Source organism: Nonomuraea pusilla (assembly GCF_900109355.1).
Taxonomy (GTDB): domain Bacteria; phylum Actinomycetota; class Actinomycetes; order Streptosporangiales; family Streptosporangiaceae; genus Nonomuraea; species Nonomuraea pusilla.
In genome coordinates this window covers 247686-274555 of the sequence record NZ_FOBF01000007.1, presented here as the reverse complement: position 1 = coordinate 274555, position 26870 = coordinate 247686, and the positions used below count along the sequence as shown (strand labels likewise).

Here is a 26870-nt window from a genome sequence, read left to right as displayed (position 1 = left end):
GTCACGCGTGGCTCCCGGGCTTCCACGCCAGCGATTGTTACGCTCTGTAGCGGAGATGTATCGTCCTGTCATAGGAAGACTTATGCGTACACATCTGACCATTTTGGCCGCAAGCGCGGCTTTCGTCGTCTCGGGACTCGCGGGCTGCGGCGGCACGCCCCAGGACGCCGCCAACCTCGCCGCAGGCGCCGCCGCGACGCCGACCGGCAGCCTCACCCCGCCCTCCGAGCAGGACAAGACGTGGATGAAGGAGATCCACCAGGTGAACCTGGCCGAGATCCAGGCGGGCCGCCTCGGCGAGTCCAAGGGCACCACCAAGGAGATCAAGTCGGTCGGCAAGATGCTGGTCGACGACCACACCAAGCTCGACTCCCAGGTCACGCAGGCGGCCTCCCGGCTCGGCATCGAGCTGCCGAGCTCTCCGAACAAGGACCAGAAGGAGCTGATGAAGAAGCTGGAGGGCGCCTCCGGCAAGGACTTCGACACCATGTGGCTCAAGGGCATGACCAAGGGCCACGAGCAGGCCATCGAGGCCACCAAGAAGGAGGTCTCCGACGGCTCCTCGCAGGTGGCCACCGCCCTCGCCAAGGCCGCGCAGCCCCAGCTCGAGGACCACCTGAACGCGCTGCGCAAGGCCCAGGGCGACTGACACGCGCCGCCCCTGGGCAGGTGAGCGGCATGCGGACCTCCACGGCGCGCACCGCAGGACGCCTCGTCGCCGCGCTGCGGCGCGGCAGGGCGCTGCACCCGCGCGGCATGCTGCTGGCCGGGACCATCCAGATCGAGAACCCGGTGCTGGGCGAGCGGGGCGAGCACGAGGTGCTCGCCCGCCTGTCCAAGGGCCTGTCCCTGCCGGGGCGCCTGCCCGACGTGCTGGGCCTCGCCGTGCGGCTGCCCGACGGCGTGGACCTGCTGCTGTCGACCGGGCTCTTCGGCCGGGTGCCGTTCCCGAGGCGGAGCTTCACCTCGGGGCCGTACTCCAGCCTGACGTCCTACCGCTGCGGCGCGAGGGTCCGTCCGCTGGTGGCCAGGCCGGAGGGGCCGTGGGCGCCCGCCGACCCCGCCCTGCTGCCGCGGGCGCTCCCGCTGGTGTTCCACCTGTGGACGGGCACCCGCTACCTGGCGCGGCTGCTCCTGCGCGAGGCGCTCCCCGGCCGTGACCTGACCTTCGACCCCGTGCTCAACAGCCGCCCCGACCTGCACCCGGTGGGGCGGCTGCAGCGGCTGCGGAGGGACGTGTACGCCGGCTCCCGCGAGGGCCGCGACGCCGCCCTCACCGGACACCCCACCCCGGCGGAACCCCGACGCCGGTCGTGAACGGCGCTCTGCAGTTGACGCGAGCCCGCGAGACGCGGTGCTGACGTTAATTCACGCTTGACGGGAGCCGTCGCGCGCTCGCCGCCTGGTGGGCGGTGGCGGGGGTAAGGGAGAACTGTCCGGGCGGTAAGCCCGGCTCGGGCGACTGCGGAGCGTGATCGCCCGCGCGGCCGTCCGCCCACGGCCCCCGCGGTCGCTTCCGGCGAGAGGTCCAGGCGATCGTCCCATGCTCGCGCGGCGCGCGTCCCGGCCGCCGGCAACCGCTGCCAGCAGGCGAAACAGCGTTCCCCGCGACTCGCGGAACCGCGGCTTCGCGTCGTGGCCGCACCCTCGCGCGGTGCCGGCCGAGCGGCCGCAGAAACCCGTCCGCGCTCCCCGCCGCAGCTCCGGTGCCGGCCTCCGGCCGAGATCCGGTCGTCATCTGGACGGTCACCGTCCGCGTACGGCCCCCGTGGCGCGTACCCCTCCTCGGCGCCGCTCATTCATGCGGTCTTCGTAAAGTCAGAGTTGACAGAGAAGCGGTGCATGTCGAGGATCAAGGGCGGCACGATTAAGTGTCAATTTACGAAGAACCGAGGACCCCCACGGGTCTGGAGGTGGCCGCAGATGAGCATCGAGCCCAGGGCCGAGGTGGCGCAGGAGCGCGAGCTTCCCGTCTGGGACGGCCCGGTGCCCGTGGCGCCGGAGACGGCCGGCCAGCACCGCGTCGTCCAGCGGATCTGCGCGAGGGTGGCCCCCGAGGGCATGGCCGTCGGCGTCGCCGACCTGCCCCCCGGCGGGCTCCAGGTGTGGATCGACACCGCGTCCCCGCTCCCCGAGCAGGAGTCGTGGGTGATCCACCACCGCATGGCGCGGGAGGTGGCGCTCGTCGGCTGGCACTGCGACGCCGACGCCCGCCGCCTGCTCGTGCTCGGCTGGAGCGTCGCCTGCCTGCAGAACCGCGTCCGCCTGCTGCAGAGCGGGCTGCGCAGGCTCGCCGGCTTCGAGCAGACCGCCCGCCTCGCCGTACGGCTGGACGGGCTGACCCCGGGAGACGTGCCCGTCTCCCACGCCGCCGAGGCCGCCTGCGCGGCGGTGAGCCGGATGCTGCGCTGGCCGCGGCGCCTGGCCGAGCTGGACGGCTTCGAACGCGGCTCCGACCTTCCGTACCTGCAGCTGCTCCTCGCCCAGGTGATGGGGCTGGAGGCGAAGGTCGCGTCCGCCTGCCAGGAGCACCTGGTCATGGCCAGGGTGCTGGCGCGCGCCGTGTGCGAGCGCCACGCCGAGCACGGCGACCTGGCCGCGGCGCGGCGGGAGGTGCTCGCGGAGTCGCGCCGCTGGGTGCGCGCCAGCACCGTGATCCGCGGCTCGGGCGTCACCAAGCCGGGGCACGCCTCCGGCGGACGTCCGCACATGGGGCTGGCGGAGCGGCGCATCGCCGCCAGCGTCCACAACCACGGCGCGCCGCTCCCCAGGAAGAACCGATGACCACCCGGGCGGCGACGGCGCCGGGCACTCCGGGCGCCGTCACCCCGATCACCCCCCCGAGCGCGGCGCCGCTCCACGGCGAGCGGCGTCCCGCGACCACCCCCGTCCGGTAGGAGACCCTCAGATGCGAACCCCCCCGCACGCGCCCGGCCGACCCTGGCACGAGCCCCGCGACACCGCTTCCGGCCCTGCTTCCGGCCCTGCTTCCGGCCCTGCTTCCGGCCCTGCTTCCGGCTCTGTTCCCGGCCCTGCTTCCGGCGCTCTTCCCGAGCAGGGACGCCACCGCCGCCACCCGTACGGGGCCGGGCGCGCCGCCGCCCGCGCCGCCCACGCCGGCGCCCCCTCCACCGGCCACACCGCCCCCGACCTGCCCCCGCAGGAGGGCGACACGGTCCCCGCCCTGTCGCGCCAGGAGCTGTACCTGCAGCGGCTGCGCGAGATCAGGGAGATGTCCAACCAGGCCATCGGCTCGATCGACGACCTGCTCCAGCACACCGCCTGAGTGTGCAGCCTCCTTCCCCCGCCCGCGCGGCGGAGGAAGCCCCGAAACAGCGCCATCTCACCCCTTTCGAGGAGAGCCATGCAGGAGTTGTCGCGGCCGGCGTTGCGGCCGCGTGATGTGGGGGCACACCACCCGCGTCCCGTCGCGGGCGTCGAGCGGCCGCGTACCGTGGACGAGGTCCGCGAGCTGGTACGCGCCGCGGCGGCGGACAAGCGCCGCCTCTACCCGGTCAGCACGGGCCGCAACTGGGGGATGGGCTCGGACATGCCGGTCACCGAGGACAACGTGGTCGTGGACCTCGGCGGCATGAACCGGATCCGCAGCCTCGACCTGGAGGCCGGCTACGCCGTCGTCGAGCCGGGCGTGACGCAGGCGCAGCTCGCCGAGGCGCTGCACGGCACCCCGTGGATGCTGAACGTCACCGCGTCCTGCGCCGACACCTCGGTCCTGGGCAACGCCCTGGAGCGCGGCGACGGCTCGATCCGCTCCCGCGTGCACGACACGGCCGGCCTGGAGGCGGTGCTGGCCGACGGCAGCGTCGTCACCACCGGGGGGCTCGACCCGTCGGGCCGCTACCGCGGCCGGGTCGCCGGGCCCGACCTGACGTCGGCGTTCGTCCAGCACAACCTGGGCGTCGTCACCGCCATGGCGGTCGCGCTGGTGCCCAGGCCCCGCAGGGTCGGCCTGGTCCACGCGAGGCTGCCGCGCGACCGGGCGGGCGCCACGCTCGCCGCGCTGGCCGGGTTCCTGCGCCGCGGCAACCCCGCCGACGGCCTGTTCAGGGTGCGCGAGCTGAGCCTCGTCCCCCGCGGACGCGGCGACTGGACGCTGCCCGCGGGCGCCGACCCGGAGCTCTTCACGGTCCTCGGCCCGCTGCTCGGCGACCCCGAGACGGTGGACCTGGCCGCGGCGCTGCTGCGGCGCTCGCTGGCGGACGTCGAGGGCGCGCACGGTCTGCGCGTGCTGGACGCCGCCGAGATCGGCCCGGACGACCCGCTGTACACCAGGGCCCTGATGTCGCAGGGCGTCCCGACGTGCCGCGGGATCCACGCCGCGCTCGGTGTGACCTCCTGCGACCAGATCGACGCCGGCCCGATGGGCTTCCTCGTGCTGCTGCCGCTGCTGCCGCTGCACGGCAGGAGGACGGAGGACGTCCTCGCCGCGATCCAGTCGGCCGTGGACGAGCACGGCACCGCGCTGATGATCGAGTGGAACCTCGTCAGCGAGCACATGGCCAACGGCGTCATCCAGATCTTCTTCGAGCGGGGCGCGGGCGACGCGGCCGAGCGGGCGCACCGGACCCGCAACGACGCGGGCTTCCTGCTGCGCGGCCAGGGCTGCGCCATCTACCGCTCCGACATCGACCACGCCGCGGCCGACGTCTGGTCCGAGACCAGCACGGCGAGCCTCGGCATGCTCCACCGGATCAAGACGGCGCTCGACCCGGACGGCCTGCTCTCGCCCGGCCGCTACGGCGCCTAGAACCAACCGGACACGACCCCGCCGGCGGGCACGCGCCGGAGCGAGCTCCCGGCGGGACGGACCCATGGAGGTATCCACAGTGCGTACGTCACCAGCGGCCGTCCAGGGGACGGGCACGGCCGCGAACGGTGCGGGCCGCCGCCAGGCGCTGATGCTGCGGCTGGTCGGCGCCGGCGTGATGCTGACGGTGATGGCCGACACCACCGCCACCACCCTGGCGGTCGGGATGCTGAAGTACACGCCCGCGGGCGCCGGGATGCCGCTCGGCGACCTCGTGTGGCTGACCAGCGCAGCGTTCGTGCCGATCGCGGCGCTGCTGGCCACGGCCGGGCGCTGGGCGGACCTGTTCGGCCGCCGCAGGGTGCTGGCCGTCGGGCTGGTCGTCTTCGTGCTGGGCGGCATCGCCACCGTCATGGTGTCGTCCTGGTCGTCCGTGCTGGCGGCGCGGGCCGTGCAGGGCGCGGGCGCGGCCGCGATGATCCCGGCCAGCCTCGGGCTGCTCCTCGGCGAGCTGCCCGAGCAGCAGCGGCGCGGCGCGATCGCGCTGTGGAGCTCCGCCTCCGGCCTCGGCTGCCTGCTCATGCAGGCGGGCGGCGGCTGGCTCGCGGCGGGGTTCGGCTGGCGGGCGCTGTTCGCACCGGACGTCGTCATGGGCGTGGCGCTGCTGGCCGCCTGCGTCGCCCTGCCGTCCGGCCGCCGCGCGGGGACGAAGGGCTGGCCGGACGTGCTCGGCGCGTGGCTGCTCGCCGCCGGCATCGCGGTCATCGTCCTGGCCATCTCCAAGGCGATGTCCTGGGGGCTGGACGTGGTGTGGCTCGGCATCGCCGCGCTGGCCCTGCTGGGCGGCGCGCTCGCGCAGGCCAGGCACCACCGGCTGCCCGCCATCGACCTGGCGCTGTGGCGCCGCCCCCGGTTCGTCTGGGGCTGGCTGGCCACCTGGGGGTTCGGCGCCCTGTCGTACGGGCTGCTCACCGTCCAGCCGCTGTACCTCCTCCACCTGGGCTACCCGATGCTGGAGGTGGCCATGTGGCTCACCCCCACGTCGGTGGCCGTCGTCGTCACCAGCTACCTGGCCGGCCGGGTCGTCAAGCGCATCGGCCCGTACGGGCTGATCTACGCGGGGGCGCTGCTGTGCGGCGGGTCCTGCGTGATCGTGCTGACGCAGGGCGGCCCCACCGTGTGGGCGCTGATCGCCAGCGTCGTCATGGGGATGGGCGTGGGCGCGCTCGCGCCGGGCACGTCCGTGGCGACCACGCTGGCCGCGCACCCCAGCCAGTACGCCTCCGCGGTCGGCGCGGCCACGATGGCCCGCATGGTGGGCGGCGCCGTGGGCATCGCGGTCGTGTCGGTCGTCATCGACCACCCGTTCATGAGGGGCCCGCTGGCCGGGCTCGCGGCGGCGCTCGCGCTGTGCGTCGGCATCTCGGTGCTGATCGGCGCGCTGGCGCTCACCAAGATCACCCGCCTGCGCCCCGACCCGGGCGAGGAGATGATCAAGGTGCCCCGGCGGATGCTGCTGGAGCTGCGCATGACCCTCGCCACCGTCGCCGCGGAGGCCGACGCGCTGCTGCCCGTCGAGACGCGAGCCGCGGCGCCGTCCCACGACCCCGCCCGCACCCCCGCCCACCCCTACGCCCAGCAGCGGCAGACGGCCGGAACCGGCCCGCTCACCGGCAGCTACGGGCACACGCACGTCTAGATCGATCTTCAGAAGGGCTCTCGTCATGGCAACCACATCGTGCGACGTAGCGATCGTCGGCGCCGGGCTCGGCGGCTGCTTCCTGGCCTTGCTGCTCGCGCGCCGCGGCCGGCGCGTCGTCGTCATCGAACAGGGGCCTGCCATCCCCGCCGCAGGCGCCGACTTCCTCAAGCCCCCGGGCCTGCGCGTGCTCGCCCGGCACGGGCTCGCCTCCCTCGTCGAACGCCATGGCCTCAAGCGCGACCTCATCCGCTACTACCACGACGGCGACCCGATCCAGGACTGCCGCTTCCCCGGCGGGTACGTCATCAGGCCGTACCGCGACCTGGTCGAGACCATCTACGCGCGCTGCGCGATGGAGGGCGCCAGGTTCTGGTTCGACGCCGAGATCGACACGATCGAGATGGACGGCGGGCACGTCGAGGAGCTGACGCTGCGCGACGGCCGCCGGCTGCGTCCCGCCGTCGTCGTCGGCGCGGACGGCGTCAAGTCGGCGGTGCGCAGGGCGCTCGGCATCGGCCAGCTCAGCATCCCGTACGAGCGGCTCATGATGCGGGTGGCGACCGTGCCGCTCAGCGCGAGCGTCGCCCAGCTCAACCGGCTGTACTTCAGCTCGGAGGGCCGGCTCGCCTACTTCTACCCGATCGACAGGGAGCGGGCCCGCGTCTTCGTCGGCCTGCCGCCCGAGGAGGACAAGGAGGTCTTCCAGGACGGCGTGCCGAGGCTGCTCGACACGCTCAAGGAGTTCGTCACCGACAGCTCCGACAGCTTCAACGACCTGCTGCCCGCCACCTGGATCCCCATCAAGGTGTCGTCGCTGCGGGTGGCGGCCTACCACCAGGACAACGCCGCGCTGCTCGGCTCGGCCGCGTTCGCCTGCCACCCCATGACCGGCATGGGCATGAGCTACACGCTGCGCGACGCGGAGATCCTGGCCGACGTGGTCTGCGCCGCCGACGGCGACCACGCCCTGCTCGACCACCTGCTCCACGCGAGATACGAGCCGCGCGGCCTGGCCCACAGGGAGCTCATCGACTACGGCGACGCCCTCGTGGCCGGCTTCCGCGACCGCGACGCGTACCTGCGGGCCTTCCGCGAGGATCTGCACGTCTTCGGCGAGGCGGAACACGTCCGCCAGCCGGAGCTCCAGCTGACCTGATCCGGCTCAGGTCACGGTGCCCCCGCCGTTCCGTCCCCCACCCACAGGCGGGCCGTGCGGCGCCGTTCCAGGCGGCGCCGCGGGCGGCCCTGCCCCCGGCGGCGGGGGCACCGATCTCTTCCCGTGGTAGGGCAGGCACCACCATGATCATGCCTGCTGGCGGGGGTCCGTGCGGACCCCCGCCTTCGCCATGCTCAGGGATGACTGGTACGTACCTGCACTTTTTGCGCATAGCGTGATGTGCAGGCAGGGACGACATGGGCATCGGCGAGAGCATCGGAGACGGACACGTGACCGTGGTGGACAGCCCCCGCGCGCCGGGGGCCAGAGGGAGCGACTTCGCCAGGCTGGCGCGCCGCATCGCCGACGCCGGCCTGCTGGACCGGCGGCCCGGCTACTACGCGGCCCGCGCGACGCTGGTCGCGGGCCTGTTCGGCGGCGCGTGGGCGCTGGCCGCCGTCACCGGCGACTCCTGGTGGCAGCTCGGCGTGGCCGCGCTGCTGGCCGTCGCCTTCGGCCAGGTGACCCTGCTCGCGCACGACCTGGCGCACGGGCAGGTGTTCAGGTCGCGCCGCTCCAGCAGGATCGCCGGGCTCGTCGCGGGCAACCTGCTCACCGGGCTCAGCTACGGCTGGTGGATGGACAAGCACACCCGCCACCACGCCAACCCCAACCACGAGGAGCGCGACCCCGACGTCGCCCCCGACATCCTCGTCTGGTCGCGCAGGCAGGCCGGCTCCAGCACGGGAGTGGCCAGGTTCGTCGGCCGGTGGCAGGCGTACCTGTTCTTCCCCCTGCTCACCCTCGAAGGGCTGAACCTGCGGGTGTCGAGCCTGCGGGCGCTGCGCAGGCCGTCCATGAAGGACCGGAGGCTGGAGGCCCTGCTGCTGATCGCGCACAACGTCGCCTACTTCGGCGCCGTCTTCGCGCTGCTGCCGCCCGGCAAGGCGCTCGCCTTCCTCGCCGTCCACCAGGCCTGCTTCGGCGTCTACCTCGGCTGCGCCTTCGCCCCCAACCACAAGGGCATGCCGGTGCTCACGGCGGACGACGAGCTGGACTTCCTGCGCCGCCAGGTGCTCACCTCGCGCAACGTGAGCGGCGGGCGGCTCACGACGGCCGCGCTCGGCGGGCTGAACTACCAGATCGAGCACCACCTGTTCCCCAGCATGCCGACGCCGAACCTGCGCGTGGCCAGGCCGATCGTCCGCGAGCACTGCGCGGCGCTCGGCGTGGACTACGCCGAATGCGGGCTGCTGGAGTCGTGGCGGCAGGCGCTGAGCCACCTGCACGCGGTCGGCGAGCCCCTGCGCGCCAGGCGCTGACCCTCCTTCAGGACCCCTCCTCAGGACACCTCCTCAGGGCCCCTCCTCAGGAGCCCGCCTCCCGGACCCGCGTCACGCCTGGTACGGCGTGACGCTCCTGGCCCTGCGCAGCGCCTCCGCCCACCATCCGAGCTGGTCGAGCAGCGCCTTCGCCGCGCCCTCAGGGCCGTCGGGGTCGAGCAGCCGCCCGTCGGCGTCGAAACGCGCCCAGTGGCCGTCGAAGCTGATCGTGTTGCGCACCGTGACCGCGTGCAGCTCGGCGAAGACCGCGCGCAGGTGCTCGACCGCGCGCAGGCCGCCGCCGAAGCCGCCGTACGACACGAAACCCACCGGCTTGGCCTGCCACTCGGTGTAGTGCCAGTCCAGCGCGAGCTTGAGCGAGGCCGGGTAGCTGTGGTTGTACTCCGGCGTCACCACCGCGAACGCGTCCGCCTCCCGCAGCCTCCCGGCCAGCTCCGCCATCGGGGCCGGACGCTCGTGCGCGGCCTGCAGCTCCTCCGCCGTGGCGGGCAGGGCGGCGGGCAGGGGCGTGGCGGCCAGGTCGATCACGTCCAGGTCGAACAGCCCGTGGACGCGGACCCGCTCGGCGAACCAGTCGGTCACCTTGGGGCCGAACCGCCCGGTCCGCACGCTGCCGGTGATCACCGCGAGTCTCATTCGATTCGTTGTCATGCCCCCACCTTCGTCCCGGGGGAGCGGGCCAGGGAGGCCGGGACGAGACTGGCCCTCGCGGGGCCACGATCGGGGCGGCCGATGCTCCTAGACTGCCGTTCGTGAGCGACAACGAGCTGGGCGCCTACCTGCGCGCCCGCCGCGAGGCACTCGCGCCGGGCGACGTCGGCCTGCCGGGAGGCACCCGCAGGCGTACGCCGGGGCTGCGCCGCTCCGAGCTGGCCGCCGTCGCCGGCCTGAGCGTGGAGTACCTGACCAGGCTGGAGCAGGGCCGCGACCGCAACCCCTCCACGCAGGTGCTCGGCGCGCTGGCCGACGCCCTGCGGATGACCCAGGAGGAGCGCGCGCACCTGAGGCTGCTCGCCAAGGTGAGCAGCGGCGACGCCCTGCACTGCCCCGGAGGCGGCGAGCCGCCCGCCCGCACCGTGCGCCCCGCCCTGCGGGCGCTGCTCGACCGGCTGGAGCCGACCCCCGCCGTGCTGGTCAACCGGCTCACCGAGGTGCTCGCGTACACGGTGGGCTTCGAACGCCTGGCCCGCCCGCTCGGCATGCTGGACGGCGACGCGCCCGTGCTCGCCAGGTACGTCTTCTCCGACCCGCGCGCCCGCGCCGCCCACCCCGACTGGCACCGCCTGGCCGACGAGACCGCCGCGGCGCTCAAGCTGGAGGCGGGACGCGGCGACCCGTACGCGGCCGAGCTGGTGGCGGAGCTGTCGTTCACGGCCGGCGCCGCCTTCACCGACAGGCTGGCCGCCGTGCCGCGCCCGCCCGTGCCGGAGCCCGTGGTGCGCGTCGTCCACCCGGAGGCGGGCGAGCTGCGGCTGACCCGCGAGGAGCTGGAGCCGGCGGGCGGCGGCGGCCTGCGGCTGCTCGTCCACCTGCCCGCCGACGCGCCGAGCGCCGCCGCGCTCGACCGCGTCACCGGCCGGGCTCCCGGCGCGCTGCGGGCCGTCTCGGGCTGAACCCGGGGGCCCGGGGCCCGGCCGTCAGTCGACGACCAGCCCGAGCGCCCTCGCGACGACGGTCGCCTGGTACGGGTCGATCACGGCCTTGTTCAGCGTGACCGTCGCCGGGTCGAGATCGCCGATGTCGCTGCCGCGCAGGTCGCACTTCGTCAGGTCGGCGGCCCTCAGCCACGCCCCCGACAGGTCGCAGCGCAGCAGCTTCGCCCCCTCGCACCTGGCCCCGGTCAGGTCGGCCTCGCGCAGCCTGACCCGCTCGAACACGCTGCCCCGCAGGTCTGCCCCCGGCAGCCCCACGAACGACCAGTCGCCGCCCTCGACCTTCAGCAGCCCGTACGTGCAGCCGTCGAACATGCTGCCGGTCAGCTTGCAGCCGTCGAACGTTGCGTCGAAGAACGAGCAGCGCGTGAACGTGCAGCCGGTGAACCGGGCGTCGGTGTGCGACGAGACGTTGAACCGCACGTTCCTGAACGTGCACTCGTCGAACGTCGAGCCCCTGTTCACCACCTCGGTCATGTCGACGTCCTGGAACAGCACCCGGTGGAAGGTCTCGCCCTCCAGCTCGCGGCACCCCCAGTCCTCGGACCTGATCGTCGTCTCCGTCGGGGGAGCGGGCACCCCGTGCTTCCTGTCCGCCATACGAACAAACTAGCGGATCAGGCGCGCTTGGCGATGGCCGTGATGAACGGCTGCACCAGTTTCGCGGCCAGCGGACCGAACGCCGCGAGGATGAGCACGTACGCGGCGGCCAGCGCCCCGAGGTCGGGGTGGGCGCCCGCGGCCACGGCCAGGCCCGCGATGACGATGTTGAACTCGCCGCGGGGGATCAGCGCGATGCCCGCCCGCGCCTGCCCGGCCTTGCCGATGCCGGCGCGCCTGGCGGCGTACACGCCGGTCAGGAGCTTGGTCACCATGCTGGCCAGGGCGAGCAGCGCGGCCAGCCCCGCCACGGGCCAGATCTTGGCCGGGTCGGTCTGCAGGCCGAAGAAGACGAAGAACACCGCCGCGAACAGGTCGCGCAGGGGCGCGAGCAGCGCCTGCGCGTCGTGCGCGAGCTGGCCCGACAGCGCGATGCCGACGAGGAACGCGCCGACGGCGGCCGACACCTGGAGCTGCTGGGCGATCCCGGCCACGAGCAGGGCCAGGCCCACCACCTTCAGCAGCAGCACCTCGGAGTTCGGGCTGGCGACGAACGCCTCGATGAACCGGCCGAAGCGCAGCGCCACGACGAGCACGACGCTGACCGTGGCGAGCGCGATGGCCACCGTGATCGCGCCGCTGACCAGGCTGAGCCCCGCCAGCATGGCGGTCAGGACCGGCAGGTACACCGCCATCGTCAGGTCCTCGAACACGAGGAGCGACAGCACGGTCGGGGTCTCCCGGTTGCCGATCCAGCCGAGGTCGGTCAGCACCTTCGCGGTGATGCCGGACGAGGTGGCGTAGGTGACGCCGGCCATGGCGACGGCCGCGACCGGCCCCCAGCCGAGCAGCAGCGCGCAGATCGCGCCGGGCGCGGCGTTGAGCACGAGGTCCACGATGCCGGCGCGGGCGTTGCCCGTCAGGCTCGTGACGAGCTCGTCGGCGTTGTACTCCAGGCCGAGGGTGAGCAGCAGCAGGACGACGCCCAGCTCCGCCCCGACCGAGATGAACTCCTCGCTGGTCGCGAGCGGCAGCACGCCGCCGGTGCCGAACGCGAGCCCGGCGATGAGGTAGAGCGGGATGGGGGAGATGCCGACGCGCAGCGCGAGGGCGCCGAGCACGCCGAGACCGAGAAGGACAGCACCGAACTCCAGGAAGAGCACCGCGGTTTCGTGCACCCGCGGCCCTACCCTTCGGCCAGGATGTCGGCCACCTCGGAGGTGCTGTCCGCACTGCCCACGACGACGACGATGTCGCCCGCGGCGAAGACGAACTCCGGGCCCGGGCTGGCGAAGACCTGACCGGCGCGGACGACGGCCACGATGGAGGCGCTGGTGCGGGTCCGCACGCGGGCGTCGCCCATGGGGCGCCCGGCGTACGGGGAGCCGGCGGGGATCGCGAGCTGGACGCTGACCAGCCCCTCGACCTCCTGGTGGAGCTGGTTGAGCCGCTGCACGATGCGGGGCGCGCCCAGCAGTTCGGCGAGGGCGTCGGCCTCCTCGTCGTTCAGCTTGACCGTCTGGCAGGCGCGGTCGGGGTCGTCCTTGTCGTAGATGACGAGGTCGCGGCGGCCGGTGCGGTGGGAGACGACGCCGATCCGCTGTCCTGACCGGGTGGTGAAATCGTGCCGCAGTCCGATGCCCGGCAGTGACGTCTGTTCGACTTCCACCTACCCACCCGCTCTTTTATCCGCTTTTACCGCCTATATGCGGATAACCCTACCAATCGTGCTCGCATGTCGCGGCGTCACACGTGACCGGCTGCTCCGGGCCGCGACCCTCCGTGGCGTGGGCGAGGACAGTGCGAGAGGATGCTCAGGTATGCCCCCCTTGACTCGCCTGCTCCTCGTCGAGGACCACGCCATGGTCGCGGAGGCCATCGGCCAGGCGCTCGGCCGCGTCCCCGGCATCGAGGTCGTGGCCAAGGCCGGATCCATAGCCTCCGCCGTGGCCGAGACGGGAAGGACACGCCCCGACGTCGTCGTGCTCGACCGCCGCCTGCCCGACGGCGACGGCGTCGCCGCCATCGGCAGGATCCGCGCCGCCGCGCCCCGCACCCGGGTGCTGGTGCTGACCGGCGAGGCCACCGCCGCCGTCGCGGCCGCCGTCGTCGAGGCGGGCGGCGCGGGCCTGGTCGTCAAGTCGTCCCGCCTGGACGAACTGGAGTCGGCCGTACGCGAGGTGGCGGCAGGCGGCGTCGTCTTCCCGCCCGCGCTGCTGCCCGGCGTCCTCGCCCGGCTGACCGGGCGCGCGGGCCCGCAGGGCGCGGCGCTCACCCCGCGCGAGCGCGAGACGCTGCTCCTGCTGGCCGAGGGCGCCGGCACCGCCGAGATCAGCGAACGGCTCGGCATCGCCCGCAACACCACCCGCAACCACGTCCAGCACGTCCTGGAGAAGCTGGGCGCCCGCTCCAAGCTCGAAGCCGTGGCCATCGCCCGCAGGGAAGGGCTCGTCGACTGACGCATCCGCACCACTTCGCCTGCCGCAGACGGACCGGACGACGTGACGCCGCTGCGTCTCGTTGCCGCACCGTCGCGGTCCGACACTGGGAGGCATGGGGAGGAACACGGGGAAGGACGCGGGGCAGGACGCGGGGGCGATCCGGCTGGAGGTCCGGTTGCCGGAGGAGATGGAGAGCATCACCCGCTCCCGGCAGATCGCCCGTGAGGCCATCACGGGCGGCGGCTACCGGGGCCGCCACGAGGACGTCCTGCTCGTCGTCTCCGAGCTCGTGACCAACGCCCTGCGCCACGGGGCGGGCGCGCCGGTCCTGCGGGTCGAGTGCGACCACGACCGCGTACGGGTCGAGGTGCGCGACACCGGCGAGCGCCTGCCCGAGCCGCGCGAGCCCGAGCCGGGCAGCGGCTGGGGGCTGCGCGTGGTCGACATGCTGTCCACCGGCTGGGGCGTCCGCGGCGACGGCGAGGGCAAGGCCGTGTGGTGCGAGCTAGCCGCGCACGTCAGGCCGCTCGCCCCCCAGGCGGGGTGAGCGGGCCGGGGGCCTCGGGAGCCGCGGCGGCCTGACGTCTCGGGGAGTCCGGGTTCGCGGCCGGCGCGGCCGCCGTGCGAAGCTGCGGTATGCCCGCGCGTGATCCCGCACCGGCCGACCTGCGGCTGCTCGTCCAGAGCGTCGTCGACTACTCCATCTTCATGCTCGACCCCGGCGGCCACGTCGTGAGCTGGAACGCCGGGGCCGAGCGCGCCAAGGGGTACGCGGCCGAGGAGATCATCGGCAGGCACTTCTCCGTCTTCTACCCGCCCGGCGACGTCGCCGCCGGCGTGCCGGAACGGCTGCTCGCCGCCGCCGTCGCCGACGGCCGGGTCGCCGCCGAGGGCTGGCGTGTCCGCAAGGACGGCACGAGGTTCTGGGCGAGCGTCGTCATCACCGCCCTGTACGACGAGACCGGCGAGCTGCGCGGCTTCGGCAAGGTGACGCGCGACCTGACCGAGCGCCGCGGCGTCGCCCGCGCCCTGGACGAGCGCGGCCGCCTCCTCGCCCACCTCGTCCGCGCCCAGGAGATGGAGCGCAGGCGCATCGCCTGGGACGTCCACGACGACACCATCCAGTCGATGGTCGCCGTCGGCATGGGCCTGCGCCTGCTCGGCGAGCGGCTCCCCGAGGAGTACGCCGCCCTGGTGCGCGAGCTCGACGACGCCGTCGACGCCGCCGTCAGGCGGCTGCGCGGCCTCACCTTCCGCCTGCTGCCGCCGGGCCTCGACAGCGGCGGACTGGTCGAGGGCCTGACCGGCTACCTGGAGCAGGCCTTCGCCGGCTCAGGCCTCCGCTTCGAGCTGCGCCACCGGCTCGACGCCGAACCCCCGCCCGAGACCGCCATCACCGCGTTCCGCATCTGCCAGGAGGCGCTGACGAACGTCCGCAAGCACGCCCGCGCGCGCACCGTCACCGTCTCCCTGTCCTCGCTCGACCGGGGCGTGCTCGTCCGGGTCGCCGACGACGGCGTGGGGCCGCCGCCCCACGCCTCCGAAGGCCGCCACGACCACTTCGGGCTGCTGGAGATGCGCGAGCGCGCCGACACCGCGGGCGGCTGGTGCGACATCCGGGGCGCGCCGGGCGGCGGCACCGTGGTGGAGTTCTGGCTGCCCGCTGTCCCGATCCCCTGACGCCGGGCTCAGCTCTCGATGAGGGCGAGCGCCTGGCGGGCGATCTCCCACTCCTCGTCCGTGGGGACGACCAGCACCGCCACCTCGGCCCCAGGCGGCGACACCGCCCGCTCCGACGACGACGGCTCCCCGTTGCGGGCCGGATCGACGACGACGCCCAGCCGTTCGAGCCCCGCCAGCGACTCGGCCCTGGTGGCGGCGTCGTGCTCGCCGACGCCACCGGTGAACACGATCGCGTCCACGCGGCCGAGCAGCGCGTAGTAGGCGCCCACGTACGCGCGGACGCGCCGGGTGTACACCGCGAGCGCGAGCCGGGCGTCCGCGTCGCCCGCCGCGGCCAGCGCGCGCACCTCCCGCATGTCGGGCGTCCCGGCCAGCCCCAGCAGCCCGCTGCGGCGGCCGAGCGCCCGCTCGGTCTCCTGGGCGTCCATCCCCGCCACCCGCTCCAGGTAGCCGGGCAGGCCGGGGTCGACGTCGCCCGACCGCGTGCCCATGACCAGCCCCTCCAGCGGCGTCATGCCCATCGAGGTGTCGACGCTGCGCCCGCCCGACATCGCGGTCGCGCTCGCGCCGTTGCCGAGGTGCAGGACGACGAGGTCGAGCTCCTCCAGGTCGCGCCCGAGTAAGGCGGCGGCCCGGCGCGAGACGTACGCGCACGAGGTGCCGTGGAAGCCGAACCTGCGCACCCCGAGCCGGTCGCGCCACTCGCGCGGCACGGCGTACGTGTACGCCTCCGGCGGCAGCGTGAGCTGGAACGCCGTGTCGAACACCGCCACCTGCGGCACTCCTGGGAAGGCCCGCTGCGCCAGCCGGATGCCCGCGAGGTTCACCGGGTTGTGCAGCGGCGCGAGCGGCGCGAGCTCCTCGATCGCCGCGATCACGGCGTCGTCGACCAGCACCGCCTCGGGGAAGCGGGTGCCGCCGTGGACGACCCGGTGCCCCACCGCCATCGGGTGCAGCTCCGGGCCCGCCTGCGCGAACGCCTCCAGCACCGCGTCGAGCCCCTCGCGGTGCCCGGGGAAGCGGGCCTCGCGCTCGTAGGGCGGGCCGTCGCCCGCCCGGTGCGTGAGCCGCCCCTTCTCCTCGCCGATGCGCTCCACCAGCCCCCTGGCGGGACGCTCCCTGGTGCGCACGTCGACCAGCTCGTACTTGATGGACGACGAGCCCGTGTTCAGGACGAGGATGTGGTCGGCCATGCCACGATCTTATTTCAGCCTCCCGTCGCCGCCCCGGGCGGGCGGGGACCGCGCCGGGGCGAGAAAGAGTTGGCTCCGCCGTGCGCGGAATCGTCAACCACGGGTACGGGGTTACGGGACGATGTGATCGGTTTGACGGCACGAGGAGGACGACACGTGAACGGCGACATCACCCAGAGCCAGGAGTGGGCTGAGCTGGCCAAGCACCATGACGAGCTGGCCGGCAAGCACCTGCGCGAGCTGTTCGCCGAGGACCCGGGCCGTGCCGGGCGAATGACGCTCACCGCGGGCGACCTCCACCTCGACTACGCCAAGCACCGCGCCACCGAGGAGACGATCGACCTGCTGGTCGCGCTGGCCGAGCGGGCGGGGCTGCGCGAGCGCGTCTCCGCGATGTTCGGCGGCGAGCACATCAACGTCAGCGAGGACCGTGCCGTCCTGCACGTCGCGCTGCGCATGCGCGAGAACGCCGAGCTGGTCGTCGACGGCCAGGACGTCGTGGGCGACGTGCACGCCGTGCTCGACAGGATGAGCGCCTTCTCCGACCGGGTGCGTTCGAAGGAGTGGCGCGGCGCCACCGGGCAGCCCATCTCCACCGTCGTCAACATCGGCATCGGCGGCTCCGACCTCGGCCCCGCCATGGCGTACGAGGCGCTGCGCGACTACGCCGACGCCGGCATCGAGGCGAGGTTCGTCTCCAACATCGACCCGGCCGACATCACCGGCACGCTCGCCGGGCTCGACCCCGCCACCACGCTGTTCGTCGTCAGCTCCAAGACGTTCACCACGCTGGAGACCCTCACCAACGCCAGGGTCGCGCGGAGCTGGCTGGTCGCCGCGCTCGGCGAGGACGCCGTGTCCAGGCACTTCGTGGCCGTCTCCACCAACGCCGAGAAGGTGGCCGAGTTCGGCATCGACCCCGAGAACATGTTCGGCTTCTGGGACTGGGTCGGGGGCCGCTACTCCTACGACGGCGCCATCGGCCTGTCCCTGATGATCGCCATCGGGCCCGAGCGGTTCCGCGAGATGCTCTCCGGCTTCCGCGAGATGGACCAGCACTTCCGCACCGCGCCGTTCAAGGCCAACATGCCGGTGATCATGGCCATGCTCGGCATCTGGTACACCGACTTCTTCGGGGCCGAGACCAGGGCGGTGCTGCCGTACAGCCAGCGGCTGCACCGCTTCCCCGCCTACCTGCAGCAGCTCACGATGGAGTCCAACGGCAAGTCGGTGCGCGCCGACGGCTCGCCCGTCACCGTCGCCACCGGCGAGATCTTCTGGGGCGAGCCGGGCACCAACGGCCAGCACGCCTTCTACCAGCTGCTCCACCAGGGCACCCGGCTCGTCCCCGCCGACTTCATCGGCTTCGCCGAGCCGTACGAGGACCGCGAGGGCATGCACGACCTGCTCACCGCGAACCTGCTCGCGCAGACCTCGGCCCTGGCCTTCGGCCGCACCGCCGAGGAGATCGCGGGCGAGGGCACCCCTGCCGAGATCGTTCCGCACAAGGTGATGCCGGGCAACCGGCCCACCTCCACCATCCTCGCGCCCAAGCTCACCCCGTCCACGCTGGGGCAGCTCGTCGCCCTGTACGAGCACATCGTCTTCGTCGAGGGCACCGTCTGGGGGGTCGACTCCTTCGACCAGTGGGGCGTCGAGCTGGGCAAGAAGATGGCGCTCGACCTCGCGCCCGCGCTCACCTCCGACGAGCCGCCGACGTCGTTCCCCGACGCCTCCACCGAGGAGCTCGTCAAGAAGTACCGCGAACTGCGCGGACGGCGCGTCTGACGCGAAATGCTGTGACAACCGCCGCGAGAGGGTGACGATGGGGCGTATGGACATCATGGAGCTGGTGGAGAGGTCCAAGGACACCGCCACCGTCAATCGCGTCTTCGGCGAGCCCATCCGGCACGGCGACGTCCTCGTCATCCCCGTCGCCCGCGTCGGGCAGGGCGGCGGCGGTGGCCAGGGCAGGTCGAAGGGGCCGCGCGAGGCCGGCGCGGGCGAGGCCGCCGCGCCCGAGGCGGCGTCGGAGGGCAGCGGCGGCGGGTTCGGCTTCGGCGCCGCGCCCATGGGCGTCTTCGTCGTCAAGGACGGCGAGGTCACCTGGCGGCCGGCCGTGAACGTCAACCAGATCGTCCTCGGCGGCCAGGTCGTCGCGGTCGTGCTGCTGCTCACGGTCAGGGCCGTGCTCAAGAAGTGGCGGCGCAGGCACTGACCGCGCTGATCGACCTGCTCGACGCCGGCCTGCCGGGCCGCGACGTGCGCGTGCCAGGCGCCGGCGCGCAGGTCCGCATGTCGCGGCTGACCGGGTCCGCCTGGCTCGTCCGCTACCCGCCCGGCTGGTCGCGGGCCCAGCGCGGCCACTACCTCGCGGGGGAGGAGCTCGTCGTCCTCGACGGCGAGCTGACCGTGTCCGGCGTGACGTACCTGCCGGGGCAGCACGGCTGGATCCCGGCGGGCGCCCTGCGGCACGAGTGCTCGGCCCCGCGCGGCGCGCTGGTGCTCGCGGCCTTCACCGGCGACCCCTCGTGGGTGAGCAGCGACGCCGACGTGCCCGACGGCCCCACGCAGCGCACTCCGCTCGAGACCGTCGTCATCCCCGAGGGCGGGCTGCCGCTCACGCCGCGCTCGGCGCTGCTCGACGCGCCCGTCACCCTCGACCAGCCCGCCGAGGTCGTCACCGTGCCCACCTGGACATGGCAGCTGTCCACCTTGGTCCCGGAAGGCCGGGTGCTCGTGCGCTGGCCGGCATGACGTCCGTCGCGCCGCCTCCGCCGCTCTCGCCGGGGTGAAGGCAGCGGGCAAGGCCTACCTGCTCCACCTCGGGGTCGGTGCCGCGTGCGATGACCCGGCCGTGGCGCTGTCGCCGCCGTTGAGCGTCGTGCCCGCCGCGGTCGCGCGGGGCAGCGCTGCTGAGGCGGGTCGTCGCGCGGGCTGCCGGTCGGCGGGTCTCCGGCTTCCGCTGAGACTCCGACCAGGAACGATCGACAGGCCGGCCCAGGGTCCGCGGGCTCACCGTCGTGATCGTCTCCGGCCCGCGCCCTTCGAGACCGTGACGCCCAGGAGCCGGTCCTAGGAGACCGTGACGCCCAGGAGGTGGCCCAGGCCGAACGTGACCGTGGCCGCGCCCACGCCCAGGGCGAGCTGGCGCAGGCCACCCAGCCACCACGGCCTGGCCGTCATCACGGCCACCGCCGCCCCGAACCCGAAGAGCGCCAGCACGGTCACCACCAGCGCCACGGCCAGCCCCGACGCTCCGAACAGGAACGGCGCCAGCGGGACCAGCGCGCCCGCCGCGAACGCGCAGAACGACGACCCGGCCGCCATGTACGGCGACGGCAGGTCGTCGGGGTCCACGCCCAGCTCCTCGCGCACGTGCACCCGCAGCGCCTGCTCGGGGTCGGCCGACAGCCCCTCCGCCACCTTGCGGGCCAGCTCGCCGTCGAGGCCGCGCGACCGGTACAGCGCCGCCAGCTCCGCCTGCTCGCCCTCGGGATTGCGGGCCAGCTCGCGGCGCTCCACGGCGATCTCCGCCCGCATCAGCTCGGTCTGCGACTTCACCGACGTGTACTCGCCCGCCGCCATCGAGCAGGCGCCCGCGATCAGCCCCGCGAACCCCGCCAGCACCGCGCCACGCCCGGCGCCCGACGCGCCGACCACGCCGGCGATGAGCGCGAAGTTCGACACGAGGCCGTCCATGGCGCCGAACACGGCCGGCCGCAGCCAGCCGCCGGTCACGTCCCGGTGGCTGTGATGCTGTTCAGGGGTGTACGGGGTGGCAAGCTCAATAGTCACGAATTCCTCCACAAAGCTGCAATCGTCCATAAATTTAGGCATTTATCGTAAGATCCGCAACGAAGGGGAGCCTATCCTGACCTGCGACCCAATCGCTGATGCCGCGCTCTTTACCACATGGCTGCGACAATTCCGCACGACTCTTCGGCGCATTCCCGCGCCCCTTTGTCTCACCCTTCGGACTTAGGTAAACCAAACCAAACAAATGGCGGTCCGCTCGAATATCCCGCCTTTCATTCCGTGGGTGCCGCCCCGGCGCCAGCCCGCCGCAGCGCAGACCCCGGAAGCCGTCCCGCCCGGCCCTGGGGGAGAAGACGCACGCCGCCTGGCGGCGCGGCGGCGGCACCTCCGTGGCGGGCACGTGGCCTGCGGGCCTCTTCCCCGTGCCCCGGGCCGCCGCACCCCGTCGGTCCGCCCGGCGCCGCGGGAGGTGCGTCAGGACGGGGGCCGAGGTCGGGTGGACGTCCGGCCCAAGGGTGCGTCGACGGGGAGCCGAGGTCGGAATCAGGCCGGGACCGGGGCGCCGGAGAGGGGTGAGGCCGGGACCGGGGCGCCGGAGACGGGCGGGGCGGGTGACGCCCTGTCCGTCGCGGTCCGGACGTCCTACGATGATCGTCGAGGCCGAGGTCCGGTGAGGGGGCGATCGTGGCGGGCTCGATCCGGCGGGTGCCGTTCGACCTGGAGAGTTACACCCGGCGGTCGCGTACGGGGCCGTGCTTCATCTGCGCCGTCGTCAGCGGCGACCCCGGCCAGCCCGAGGAGATCGTCCACGACGACGGAACGCACATCGCCTTCCTGGCGCGCTTCGCGGCCTTGCCCGGGTATGTCCTGGTCGCGCCCCGGCGCCATGTCGAGCACGTCGTCCGCGACCTCGACGAGGACGAGTTCAGCGCCCTCATGCGGGTGGTGCGCCGGGTCGCCCTGGCGCTGGAGGCGAGCGTCCCCTGCGAGCGGACGTACCTGCTGTCCCTGGGCAGCCAGCAGGGGAACGCCCACCTGCACTGGCACGTGGCCGCGCTGCCGCCGGGCGTCCCGTACGAGCGGCAGCAGTACCACGCGCTCATGGCCGAGAACGGCGTCGTCGAGCACACCCCCGAGGAGGCCGCCGCCCTGGCGGCGAGGATCAGGCGTGCCCTGGACCTCCAGCCGCCGCCGGACGGCGCGCACGGATGAGGCACGGCCCGTTCCGGCCGCCGGCGGGCGTTCTCCTGGCCTGCCTGGGCGGGGACGAGGGACGGGAGGAGGCGCAGCAGGGACAGCGCGAGGGCGAGGGGCCCGTCAGAAGGTTCTCCCGGCGGCTGCGGAGGCGGAGCCGCCCAGGGCGCTGAGGCCGAGCAGGAGGGCGAGCGCCTGTACGCCCCAGAGGCGGACGCCTCGCAGGAGGGCGAGCGCCGAGCAGGAGGGCGAGCGCCCGTGCGCACCAGAGGTGGACGCCGAGCAGGAGGGCGAGCGCCCGTACGCGCCAGAGGTGGACGCCTCCAGGGAACGGGCGATCACCGTTGTCCATGCCGCCCGGCAGGGGCCGCCCTCGGCGATGACGACGGCTGCGCGCTCGGGTGAGACGTGGCCGACCGTCGCCGAAGGGCGGCATCCCTGGGGCCTCCTCGTCCGTCAGCGGAACGCGGCGGCGTTCCTGGCCGCCCAGGCGGCGTAGGTGTGCGGAGCTCGGCCGGTCAGTTCCCGCACCACCGGCGACACGTCCGCGGCCCTGCCGGCGAACGAGGCGAACAAGGTGAGCACCGAGTCCGCGACCACCGCCGGGGTGTGCCTGATCATCTGTTCACGGGCCTGCTCGGGGGACAGTTCCTCCAGGCGCAGGTCGCGGCCGAGGACCTCGCCGAGGATCCGTACCCGCTCGGCCGTCGTCAGCGAGTCGGGCCCGGTCAACGCGTACGCCTTGCCCGCGTGCCCGTCGTCGAGCAGCGTCCGCGCGGCCACCGCGGCGATGTCGCGCTCGTCCACGGGCGCGGTCGCCGCTTGGGCGAAGGGGGCCCGCACCACGCCGTCGCTCCTGACGCCGGGCGCCCACTGCAGGTCGTTCGCCATGAACGCGCCAGGCCGCAGGAAGGTCCACGGCAGCCCTGACCCGGCCACGGCCTGCTCGTACCCGGCGTGGACGCTGCCGAGCACGCCCGCCTGCTCCATGGTCACCGCCAGCGCGGACAGCAGCACGACGTGCCCGAGGCCCGCTTCCGTGGCCTCGCGCAGGAAGCCGTCCACCTGACCGGCGGCCGGGAGCAGGAACGCGCGGTCTACTCCCCGCAGTGCGGCACGGAGGTCCTCCTCCTGGGACATGTCGGCTCTCATCACCTCCACGCCGTCGGGCAGAGCGGCCCGCTCGGGGTTGCGGCTGATCGCTCGGACCTGCTCGCCCGCTTGGAGCAGCAGGTTCACCAGATGGCGGCCGACGTTGCCCGTCGCCCCTGTCACCAGTATCACGGCTACCTCACTTCGGATATCCGAACTGTTTGGATATCCGCACTGTATCCTGTGACCGTGATGGATGACATTCCGCCCCCTCGACTGCCACGACAGGAAGAGGTCAGAGAAGCCCTTGGTTTCGTGCCCCTGGTGGAGGCCTATTTCCGGCGAGCCCAGGCCGAGATGCCGGACGAGCTGAGGGAGATCTTCCGCGGCCACCGGCTCACCGCCAGACACGGCGCGGTCATCCCCCAGCTGACGGTCGAACCGTCACTGAGCGTGACCGAACTGGCCGAGAGGATGGGCATGTCCCTGACGACCGCGAGCGAACTCCTGAGCGACCTCAGCAGGGCCGGCCTGGTCGAGCGCCGGGAGGATCCGGCCGATCGCCGCCGCACCCTGGTGTCGCTGGCCCCGCGCCATCGGGCCATGGTCGAGAAGTTCGTCGCCCTCCGCGCCGCACCTCTGCTGCGCGTCCTGGACGACCTCTCGCCTTCGGACAGGAAGGGATTCGTGGCGGGGCTGGCCGCCTGGGCCCACGAGGTGCGGAACTGGTGACCGCGGTCCGGAGCGCCTGCTGCGGCGCTCCGGACGTGCTTCTTGAGGTCGTGCCCGGTGAGGGGTCAGAGCCGCCTCAGCCGCGTACCGGGGCGGCGGTCGTGGTCGGGAGCCCCGGACGGATCAGGGACGCGCAGTCGGCGATCGCGCTCTCCAGGAGCTCGCGCAGCAGCGCGTCCGGGTCGGCGACGCACGCCTGGACGATGCCCACCACCGAGAGCTGCACCGCGTTCGGCGCGGCGTACCGGCGGAAACCCCTCTCCGTGATCTTGGCGGCCCGGCTGAAGCGCCTGGCCTGCTCGGTGGCCTTCGGCGCCCCCTCCAGCGCCTGCCGGCCGGCCTCGCTCAGCCGCCCGGACGGCGCGCCGTCGAGCCTGGCCAGCATCTCCTCGGCGGCTAGCACCGACACGGCCAGGGCGAGCTGGCGTTCCGCCGCCGCCACGGGCAGGGCGGTCGTGGCGCACCGCAGCGCGATGACGGCGTCGACGCGCAGGTCGTCGCTGTTCAGCCCGATGATGGACGGCACGAGCCCGATGAGCTTGCTGCGGTTGTCGTCGCCGGTGTTGTCGTTGACGAGCCGGGCGAGCGCGGCCAGCAGCGGGTGCGTGCAGGCCGGGTGGTCGCTCCAGCGCTCTCCGGCGAGGTAGGACGCCAGTTCCATGAAGCAGGCGCCGCGCTTGGGGTTGCGGTGCCTGCCGCGGGACAGGACGGGCATGTGATCGAGGTGACTGTCCACGAGTGCGCTCCACTGCTCGACGCGATGGCCGTACCTCCAGTCTGCGACGCCGGGGGCCCGGACGCCAGGGTCCCCGGCTCCTTTGCCCACCCCTTGCCCCGGGTCACGGCGCGCGGACGAACACGGCGACCGTCCGCCCGGGAACCGTCAGCGTGCCCGTCGCCGGGTCGAACGCCGACCGCCTGACCACCGGGTCGGCGGACGCGGCCTGCACGGGGTGGAGCGACACGGCGGCCCCCGCGAGCGAGGGCATCGGCTGCTCCTGCGCGTGCGGGGTGGCGTTGAACACGGCGACGACGGCCGCCCAGCGCGGGTCGAGCCCGGAGACGTCCACGCGCATGGTGACGACCCCGTCGGGCGCGTCGGGGAAGGTCAGGCGCCGCTCGATCTCGGCGGCCGAGCCGAGCCCGAACGCCGGTGAGGAGTACCTGATCCGCAGCAGCTCGCCGAAGCCGGCCCGGCAGGCGTTGATCGCGGCGCAGCCGGGCCGCAGCGCGGGGTCGGCCAGCAGCGGCCGGGCGTACGGCCACCTGTCGGCGTTGTCGGGGGCGGGCGGCAGGCCGGAGCCGAAGCCGTTGCCCGCCGCGCAGTCCCACAGCAGCCGGTTGAACCAGTCGCCCGAGTCGTACGAGTTGCGGTCCAGCGACTTCGACCGCAGCCGTTCGCTGCCGGCGTGGACGAACGCGACGCCCTGCGACAGCAGCACGGTGGCGAGCGACAGCAGCTGCATGCGCACCCGGTCGGCCATCGGGGTGTCCTGGGGCAGCTTGTACGCCAGCGCGTCGTACAGCGTCTCGTTGTCGTGCGCGTCCACGTACGCCACGCTCTCGCCCGGCGCCGCGGCGTAGCCGGCGGGGCCGCCGTTGTAGTCCACCTCGCAGCCGCGCCGCCCCGACGGCAGCACGTAGTCGCGCAGGTTCCCGGTGAGGGCGACCCTGACGAGGTCGCCGTAGTGACGGAGGCGGCCGAGCCGCTCGTCGGGCCCGCCGCCCGCGGGAGCGCCGTTCGGCGCGCCGGCCAGCCCGGAGCCGAAGCCCTGGACCCGCGGGTCGGAGTCGAACGGGCCGCCGCCGCGCACGGCGTCGCGCAGCCGGTCGTTGAACGTGCCGATGCCGGTGCCCGCCAGGTTCGCCTGCGTGGCCTGGACGAACCTGGCGTCGTAGGCCACCTCGCCGAAGTTCCAGCCCTCGCCGTAGAGGATCAGCGAGCGGCCGTCCACGCCGTCGCGCTCGGGGGTGAGCGCGTCGAGCGCGGCGCGCACGGCCAGCAGGTTGCCCTTCGGGTGGTGGCCCATCAGGTCGAACCTGAACCCGTCGACGCGGTACTCGCGCGCCCAGGTGACCACCGAGTCGACGACGAGCCGGCCCGCCATGAGGTGCTCGGGCGCGGTGTTGGCGCAGCAGGTGGAGGTGGCGACGGAGCCGTCCTCCAGGAGGCGGTGGTAGTAGCCGGGCACGATCGGGTCGAGCACGTCCTCGGAGTGCATGTGGTTGTGGACGACGTCGAGGACGACCCGCAGGCCGGCCCGGTGCAGCGCGGCGACCATCGCGCGGAACTGCCTGACGCGGTCGTCGGGGTCGGTGGCGTACGAGCCTCCCGGCACGGTGTGATGGCGCGGGTCGTAGCCCCAGTTGTAGGAGTCGGCGGCGGCGGTGCGGGCGATGTGCTCCTGCTGCAGCTCCGAGTCGGGCGGCAGAGCGGCCAGGTCGGCGCCGGGCTCGGTCCTGTCCGCGCGCCGGTCGGGGATGGTCGCCACGTCGAACACCGGCAGCAGGTGGACGTGGGTCAGCCCGTCCCGCGCCAGCGCGCGCAGCTCGCGCATGCCGTGGCCGTCCACGGTGAAGGCGAGGTACGTGCCGCGCAGCTCCTCGGGGACCCCGGGGTCGCAGGCGGAGAAGTCGCGGACGTGCAGCTCGTACACGCTGGCCCGGTGCTGCGGCACCGGCGGGGGCCTGCGGGCGCGGTCCCAGCCGGGCGGCTTGTGCGCGGCCGAGCCGAGCCTGACCAGGCGGCTGCGGACCCCGTCGGGCGCCGTGGCCAGGCCGTAGGGGTCGGTGACCTCGCGCGTGACGACGCGGCCGGCGCGGGGCTGGTGGACGGTGACGAGGAAGGTGTAGTCCCTGCCCCACCAGTGCGGCCCGCCGCGCGCCGACCACACCCCGGTGCGCGGGTCGCGGCTCATGGCGTGGACGGTGCGCCGCCTGCCGTACAGGACGAGCCTGACCTCCCGGGCGGTCGGCGCCCACAGGGACAGCCGGGGCCGCAGCCCGCCGGACGGGCCGAGCGGCGCGCCGGCGGCGGGGGCGTACAGGTCGTCGAGCACGCCGGGGATCTGCACGCCGGTGACGACGGTCAGCGTGCCGCCCGCGTCGCGGGCGACGGCGGCGACCTGGCCGCGCAGCGCCTCCTTCAGCAGGCCGGGGTCGTCCTCGCCCACGGTGTACGCCTGGTGCCCGGCCAGGTGCGGCCAGGCCTCGGCGCGTTCCTCGTCGAGGAGGGCGGGCTCCAGCGCGATGAGCCGGACGTCGCCGGTCAGCTCGTCCCCGTCGCGGGCCAGGTCGCCGGAGGGGCTCCAGGCGAGCCAGTGGCCTCCCGCCGGGTCGGACGGCCACACCACGGTGGACCGGTCGATCCAGTGGGCCCACGCGCCGCCCAGGTCACCCACCCGCGCCGCCTCCTCCCCGCGCCGTCCCCGCTCTGGAGGGCCTTCCCCGGAGGCGAGCCGGCATACGCCCGCGAGACGGAACCCGTACGGCCGGTCGGCACGCGCGGCGATCGCGTCGCGATTCGGCAATCACTCCGCGTGACAGCCGCAGGTC

General features: G+C 73.8%; 27 protein-coding genes. 17 read left to right on the top strand and 10 right to left on the bottom strand.

Going from position 1 to position 26870, the window contains the following annotated elements:
* Positions 1–82: 82 nt before the first annotated feature.
* The 8 genes from BMX74_RS17605 (at position 83) to BMX74_RS17570 (ending at position 8948) form a co-directional block, all read left to right on the top strand.
* The gene (locus BMX74_RS17605; protein ID WP_177227385.1) at positions 83–649 is read left to right on the top strand and encodes a DUF4142 domain-containing protein; all 567 of its coding nucleotides are present in this window, start codon (positions 83–85) and stop codon (positions 647–649) included.
* A gap of 29 nt (positions 650–678) precedes the next feature.
* Positions 679–1317, top strand: a complete 639-nt coding sequence (locus BMX74_RS17600) for a hypothetical protein (protein WP_091101497.1) — start codon at positions 679–681, stop codon at positions 1315–1317.
* 606 nt (positions 1318–1923) lie between these two features.
* A complete protein-coding gene (locus BMX74_RS17595) occupies positions 1924–2784 on the top strand; it encodes a hypothetical protein (protein ID WP_091101495.1) in 861 nt (286 codons plus the stop codon).
* A gap of 124 nt (positions 2785–2908) precedes the next feature.
* The gene (locus tag BMX74_RS44115; RefSeq protein WP_091101493.1) at positions 2909–3286 is read left to right on the top strand and encodes a hypothetical protein; all 378 of its coding nucleotides are present in this window, start codon (positions 2909–2911) and stop codon (positions 3284–3286) included.
* A gap of 78 nt (positions 3287–3364) precedes the next feature.
* Positions 3365–4768, top strand: coding sequence for an FAD-binding oxidoreductase (locus BMX74_RS17585; protein WP_091101490.1), 1404 nt, complete (start codon positions 3365–3367; stop codon positions 4766–4768).
* 79 nt (positions 4769–4847) lie between these two features.
* Positions 4848–6467, top strand: coding sequence for an MFS transporter (locus BMX74_RS17580; RefSeq protein ID WP_177227384.1), 1620 nt, complete (start codon positions 4848–4850; stop codon positions 6465–6467).
* Positions 6468–6492: 25 nt separating this feature from the next.
* A complete protein-coding gene (locus BMX74_RS17575) occupies positions 6493–7626 on the top strand; it encodes an FAD-dependent oxidoreductase (RefSeq protein WP_091101486.1) in 1134 nt (377 codons plus the stop codon).
* A gap of 257 nt (positions 7627–7883) precedes the next feature.
* Positions 7884–8948, top strand: coding sequence for a fatty acid desaturase family protein (locus BMX74_RS17570; RefSeq protein ID WP_082534792.1), 1065 nt, complete (start codon positions 7884–7886; stop codon positions 8946–8948).
* Between the two features lie 72 nt (positions 8949–9020).
* Here the strand turns inward: BMX74_RS17570 and BMX74_RS17565 are convergent, their stop codons facing one another.
* The gene (locus tag BMX74_RS17565) at positions 9021–9620 is read right to left on the bottom strand and encodes an NADPH-dependent FMN reductase (RefSeq protein ID WP_091101484.1); all 600 of its coding nucleotides are present in this window, start codon (positions 9618–9620) and stop codon (positions 9021–9023) included.
* A 101-nt stretch (positions 9621–9721) separates the two neighbouring features.
* Here BMX74_RS17565 and BMX74_RS17560 point away from each other — a divergent pair, with 101 nt between their 5' ends.
* Complete coding sequence (locus tag BMX74_RS17560) at positions 9722–10582, top strand: helix-turn-helix domain-containing protein (protein ID WP_091101481.1); 861 nt, start codon at positions 9722–9724, stop codon at positions 10580–10582.
* 24 nt (positions 10583–10606) lie between these two features.
* Here the strand turns inward: BMX74_RS17560 and BMX74_RS17555 are convergent, their stop codons facing one another.
* Genes BMX74_RS17555 through BMX74_RS17545 form a run of 3 tightly spaced genes read right to left on the bottom strand, consistent with a single transcriptional unit; the run spans position 10607 to position 12890 of the window.
* Positions 10607–11221, bottom strand: coding sequence for a pentapeptide repeat-containing protein (locus tag BMX74_RS17555; protein ID WP_091101479.1), 615 nt, complete (start codon positions 11219–11221; stop codon positions 10607–10609).
* A gap of 17 nt (positions 11222–11238) precedes the next feature.
* Positions 11239–12399: a cation:proton antiporter gene (locus tag BMX74_RS17550; RefSeq protein WP_091101476.1), complete on the bottom strand. Its 1161-nt coding sequence runs from the start codon at positions 12397–12399 to the stop codon at positions 11239–11241.
* Between the two features lie 8 nt (positions 12400–12407).
* Positions 12408–12890, bottom strand: coding sequence for a cation:proton antiporter regulatory subunit (locus BMX74_RS17545; protein ID WP_091101474.1), 483 nt, complete (start codon positions 12888–12890; stop codon positions 12408–12410).
* A 151-nt stretch (positions 12891–13041) separates the two neighbouring features.
* Here BMX74_RS17545 and BMX74_RS17540 point away from each other — a divergent pair, with 151 nt between their 5' ends.
* From BMX74_RS17540 to BMX74_RS17530, 3 genes are all read left to right on the top strand, one after another.
* The gene (locus tag BMX74_RS17540) at positions 13042–13680 is read left to right on the top strand and encodes a response regulator transcription factor (RefSeq protein ID WP_055502605.1); all 639 of its coding nucleotides are present in this window, start codon (positions 13042–13044) and stop codon (positions 13678–13680) included.
* Between the two features lie 94 nt (positions 13681–13774).
* Positions 13775–14209: an ATP-binding protein gene (locus BMX74_RS17535; RefSeq protein WP_091101472.1), complete on the top strand. Its 435-nt coding sequence runs from the start codon at positions 13775–13777 to the stop codon at positions 14207–14209.
* Positions 14210–14298: 89 nt separating this feature from the next.
* Positions 14299–15342, top strand: a complete 1044-nt coding sequence (locus BMX74_RS17530; protein WP_091101470.1) for a PAS domain-containing sensor histidine kinase — start codon at positions 14299–14301, stop codon at positions 15340–15342.
* Positions 15343–15350: 8 nt separating this feature from the next.
* On the opposite strand, the gene BMX74_RS17525 is transcribed toward BMX74_RS17530, so the two are convergent.
* Positions 15351–16538 (bottom strand): acetate/propionate family kinase, encoded by a 1188-nt coding sequence (locus tag BMX74_RS17525; protein ID WP_091101468.1) that lies wholly within the window; start codon positions 16536–16538, stop codon positions 15351–15353.
* A gap of 156 nt (positions 16539–16694) precedes the next feature.
* Here BMX74_RS17525 and pgi point away from each other — a divergent pair, with 156 nt between their 5' ends.
* From pgi to BMX74_RS17510, 3 genes are read left to right on the top strand one after another with little or no spacing between them, the layout of a single operon-like run.
* The gene (gene pgi / locus BMX74_RS17520; protein WP_055502601.1) at positions 16695–18326 is read left to right on the top strand and encodes a glucose-6-phosphate isomerase; all 1632 of its coding nucleotides are present in this window, start codon (positions 16695–16697) and stop codon (positions 18324–18326) included.
* A gap of 46 nt (positions 18327–18372) precedes the next feature.
* Positions 18373–18756 (top strand): spore germination protein GerW family protein, encoded by a 384-nt coding sequence (locus tag BMX74_RS17515; RefSeq protein ID WP_055502600.1) that lies wholly within the window; start codon positions 18373–18375, stop codon positions 18754–18756.
* Positions 18738–19295 carry a cupin domain-containing protein gene (locus BMX74_RS17510; protein WP_091101467.1) on the top strand — a complete coding sequence of 186 codons (558 nt, stop codon included), beginning with the start codon at positions 18738–18740 and terminating at the stop codon, positions 19293–19295. The genes BMX74_RS17515 and BMX74_RS17510 overlap by 19 nt, the downstream gene beginning before the upstream one ends.
* Positions 19296–19613: 318 nt before the next feature.
* On the opposite strand, the gene BMX74_RS17505 is transcribed toward BMX74_RS17510, so the two are convergent.
* On the bottom strand, positions 19614–20336 hold the full coding sequence (locus BMX74_RS17505; RefSeq protein WP_218153984.1) for a VIT1/CCC1 transporter family protein: 723 nt from the start codon (positions 20334–20336) through the stop codon (positions 19614–19616).
* Positions 20337–20981: 645 nt separating this feature from the next.
* On the opposite strand from BMX74_RS17505, the gene BMX74_RS17500 reads away from it, so the two are divergent.
* Positions 20982–21509, top strand: a complete 528-nt coding sequence (locus BMX74_RS17500) for an HIT family protein (RefSeq protein WP_256257003.1) — start codon at positions 20982–20984, stop codon at positions 21507–21509.
* Positions 21510–21614: 105 nt separating this feature from the next.
* On the opposite strand, the gene BMX74_RS43055 is transcribed toward BMX74_RS17500, so the two are convergent.
* On the bottom strand, positions 21615–21833 hold the full coding sequence (locus BMX74_RS43055; RefSeq protein ID WP_143078684.1) for a hypothetical protein: 219 nt from the start codon (positions 21831–21833) through the stop codon (positions 21615–21617).
* Between the two features lie 114 nt (positions 21834–21947).
* A complete protein-coding gene (locus tag BMX74_RS17490) occupies positions 21948–22775 on the bottom strand; it encodes an SDR family oxidoreductase (RefSeq protein WP_091101460.1) in 828 nt (275 codons plus the stop codon).
* Positions 22776–22907: 132 nt separating this feature from the next.
* Between BMX74_RS17490 and BMX74_RS17485 the strand changes: the two genes are divergently transcribed.
* The gene (locus BMX74_RS17485) at positions 22908–23315 is read left to right on the top strand and encodes a MarR family winged helix-turn-helix transcriptional regulator (RefSeq protein WP_236714651.1); all 408 of its coding nucleotides are present in this window, start codon (positions 22908–22910) and stop codon (positions 23313–23315) included.
* 76 nt (positions 23316–23391) lie between these two features.
* Here the strand turns inward: BMX74_RS17485 and BMX74_RS17480 are convergent, their stop codons facing one another.
* Both BMX74_RS17480 and pulA read right to left on the bottom strand, forming a co-directional pair.
* The gene (locus tag BMX74_RS17480; protein WP_256257002.1) at positions 23392–24051 is read right to left on the bottom strand and encodes a hypothetical protein; all 660 of its coding nucleotides are present in this window, start codon (positions 24049–24051) and stop codon (positions 23392–23394) included.
* 103 nt (positions 24052–24154) lie between these two features.
* Complete coding sequence (gene pulA / locus BMX74_RS17475; protein WP_256257001.1) at positions 24155–26716, bottom strand: pullulanase-type alpha-1,6-glucosidase; 2562 nt, start codon at positions 26714–26716, stop codon at positions 24155–24157.
* Positions 26717–26870 lie beyond the last annotated feature (154 nt).

Excerpts from the sequence above, each read along its gene's own strand:
- BMX74_RS17605 (WP_177227385.1), top strand. The coding sequence starts at position 83 with ATGCGTACACATCTGACCATTTTGGCCGCAAGCGCGGCTTTCGTCGTC.
- BMX74_RS17600 (WP_091101497.1), top strand. The coding sequence starts at position 679 with ATGCGGACCTCCACGGCGCGCACCGCAGGACGCCTCGTCGCCGCGCTG.
- BMX74_RS17595 (WP_091101495.1), top strand. The coding sequence starts at position 1,924 with ATGAGCATCGAGCCCAGGGCCGAGGTGGCGCAGGAGCGCGAGCTTCCC.
- BMX74_RS44115 (WP_091101493.1), top strand. The coding sequence starts at position 2,909 with ATGCGAACCCCCCCGCACGCGCCCGGCCGACCCTGGCACGAGCCCCGC.
- BMX74_RS17585 (WP_091101490.1), top strand. The coding sequence starts at position 3,365 with ATGCAGGAGTTGTCGCGGCCGGCGTTGCGGCCGCGTGATGTGGGGGCA.
- BMX74_RS17575 (WP_091101486.1), top strand. The coding sequence starts at position 6,493 with ATGGCAACCACATCGTGCGACGTAGCGATCGTCGGCGCCGGGCTCGGC.
- BMX74_RS17570 (WP_082534792.1), top strand. The coding sequence starts at position 7,884 with ATGGGCATCGGCGAGAGCATCGGAGACGGACACGTGACCGTGGTGGAC.
- BMX74_RS17565 (WP_091101484.1), bottom strand. The coding sequence starts at position 9,620 with ATGACAACGAATCGAATGAGACTCGCGGTGATCACCGGCAGCGTGCGG.
- BMX74_RS17555 (WP_091101479.1), bottom strand. The coding sequence starts at position 11,221 with ATGGCGGACAGGAAGCACGGGGTGCCCGCTCCCCCGACGGAGACGACG.
- BMX74_RS17540 (WP_055502605.1), top strand. The coding sequence starts at position 13,042 with ATGCCCCCCTTGACTCGCCTGCTCCTCGTCGAGGACCACGCCATGGTC.
- BMX74_RS17535 (WP_091101472.1), top strand. The coding sequence starts at position 13,775 with ATGGGGAGGAACACGGGGAAGGACGCGGGGCAGGACGCGGGGGCGATC.
- BMX74_RS17530 (WP_091101470.1), top strand. The coding sequence starts at position 14,299 with ATGCCCGCGCGTGATCCCGCACCGGCCGACCTGCGGCTGCTCGTCCAG.
- BMX74_RS17525 (WP_091101468.1), bottom strand. The coding sequence starts at position 16,538 with ATGGCCGACCACATCCTCGTCCTGAACACGGGCTCGTCGTCCATCAAG.
- BMX74_RS17515 (WP_055502600.1), top strand. The coding sequence starts at position 18,373 with ATGGACATCATGGAGCTGGTGGAGAGGTCCAAGGACACCGCCACCGTC.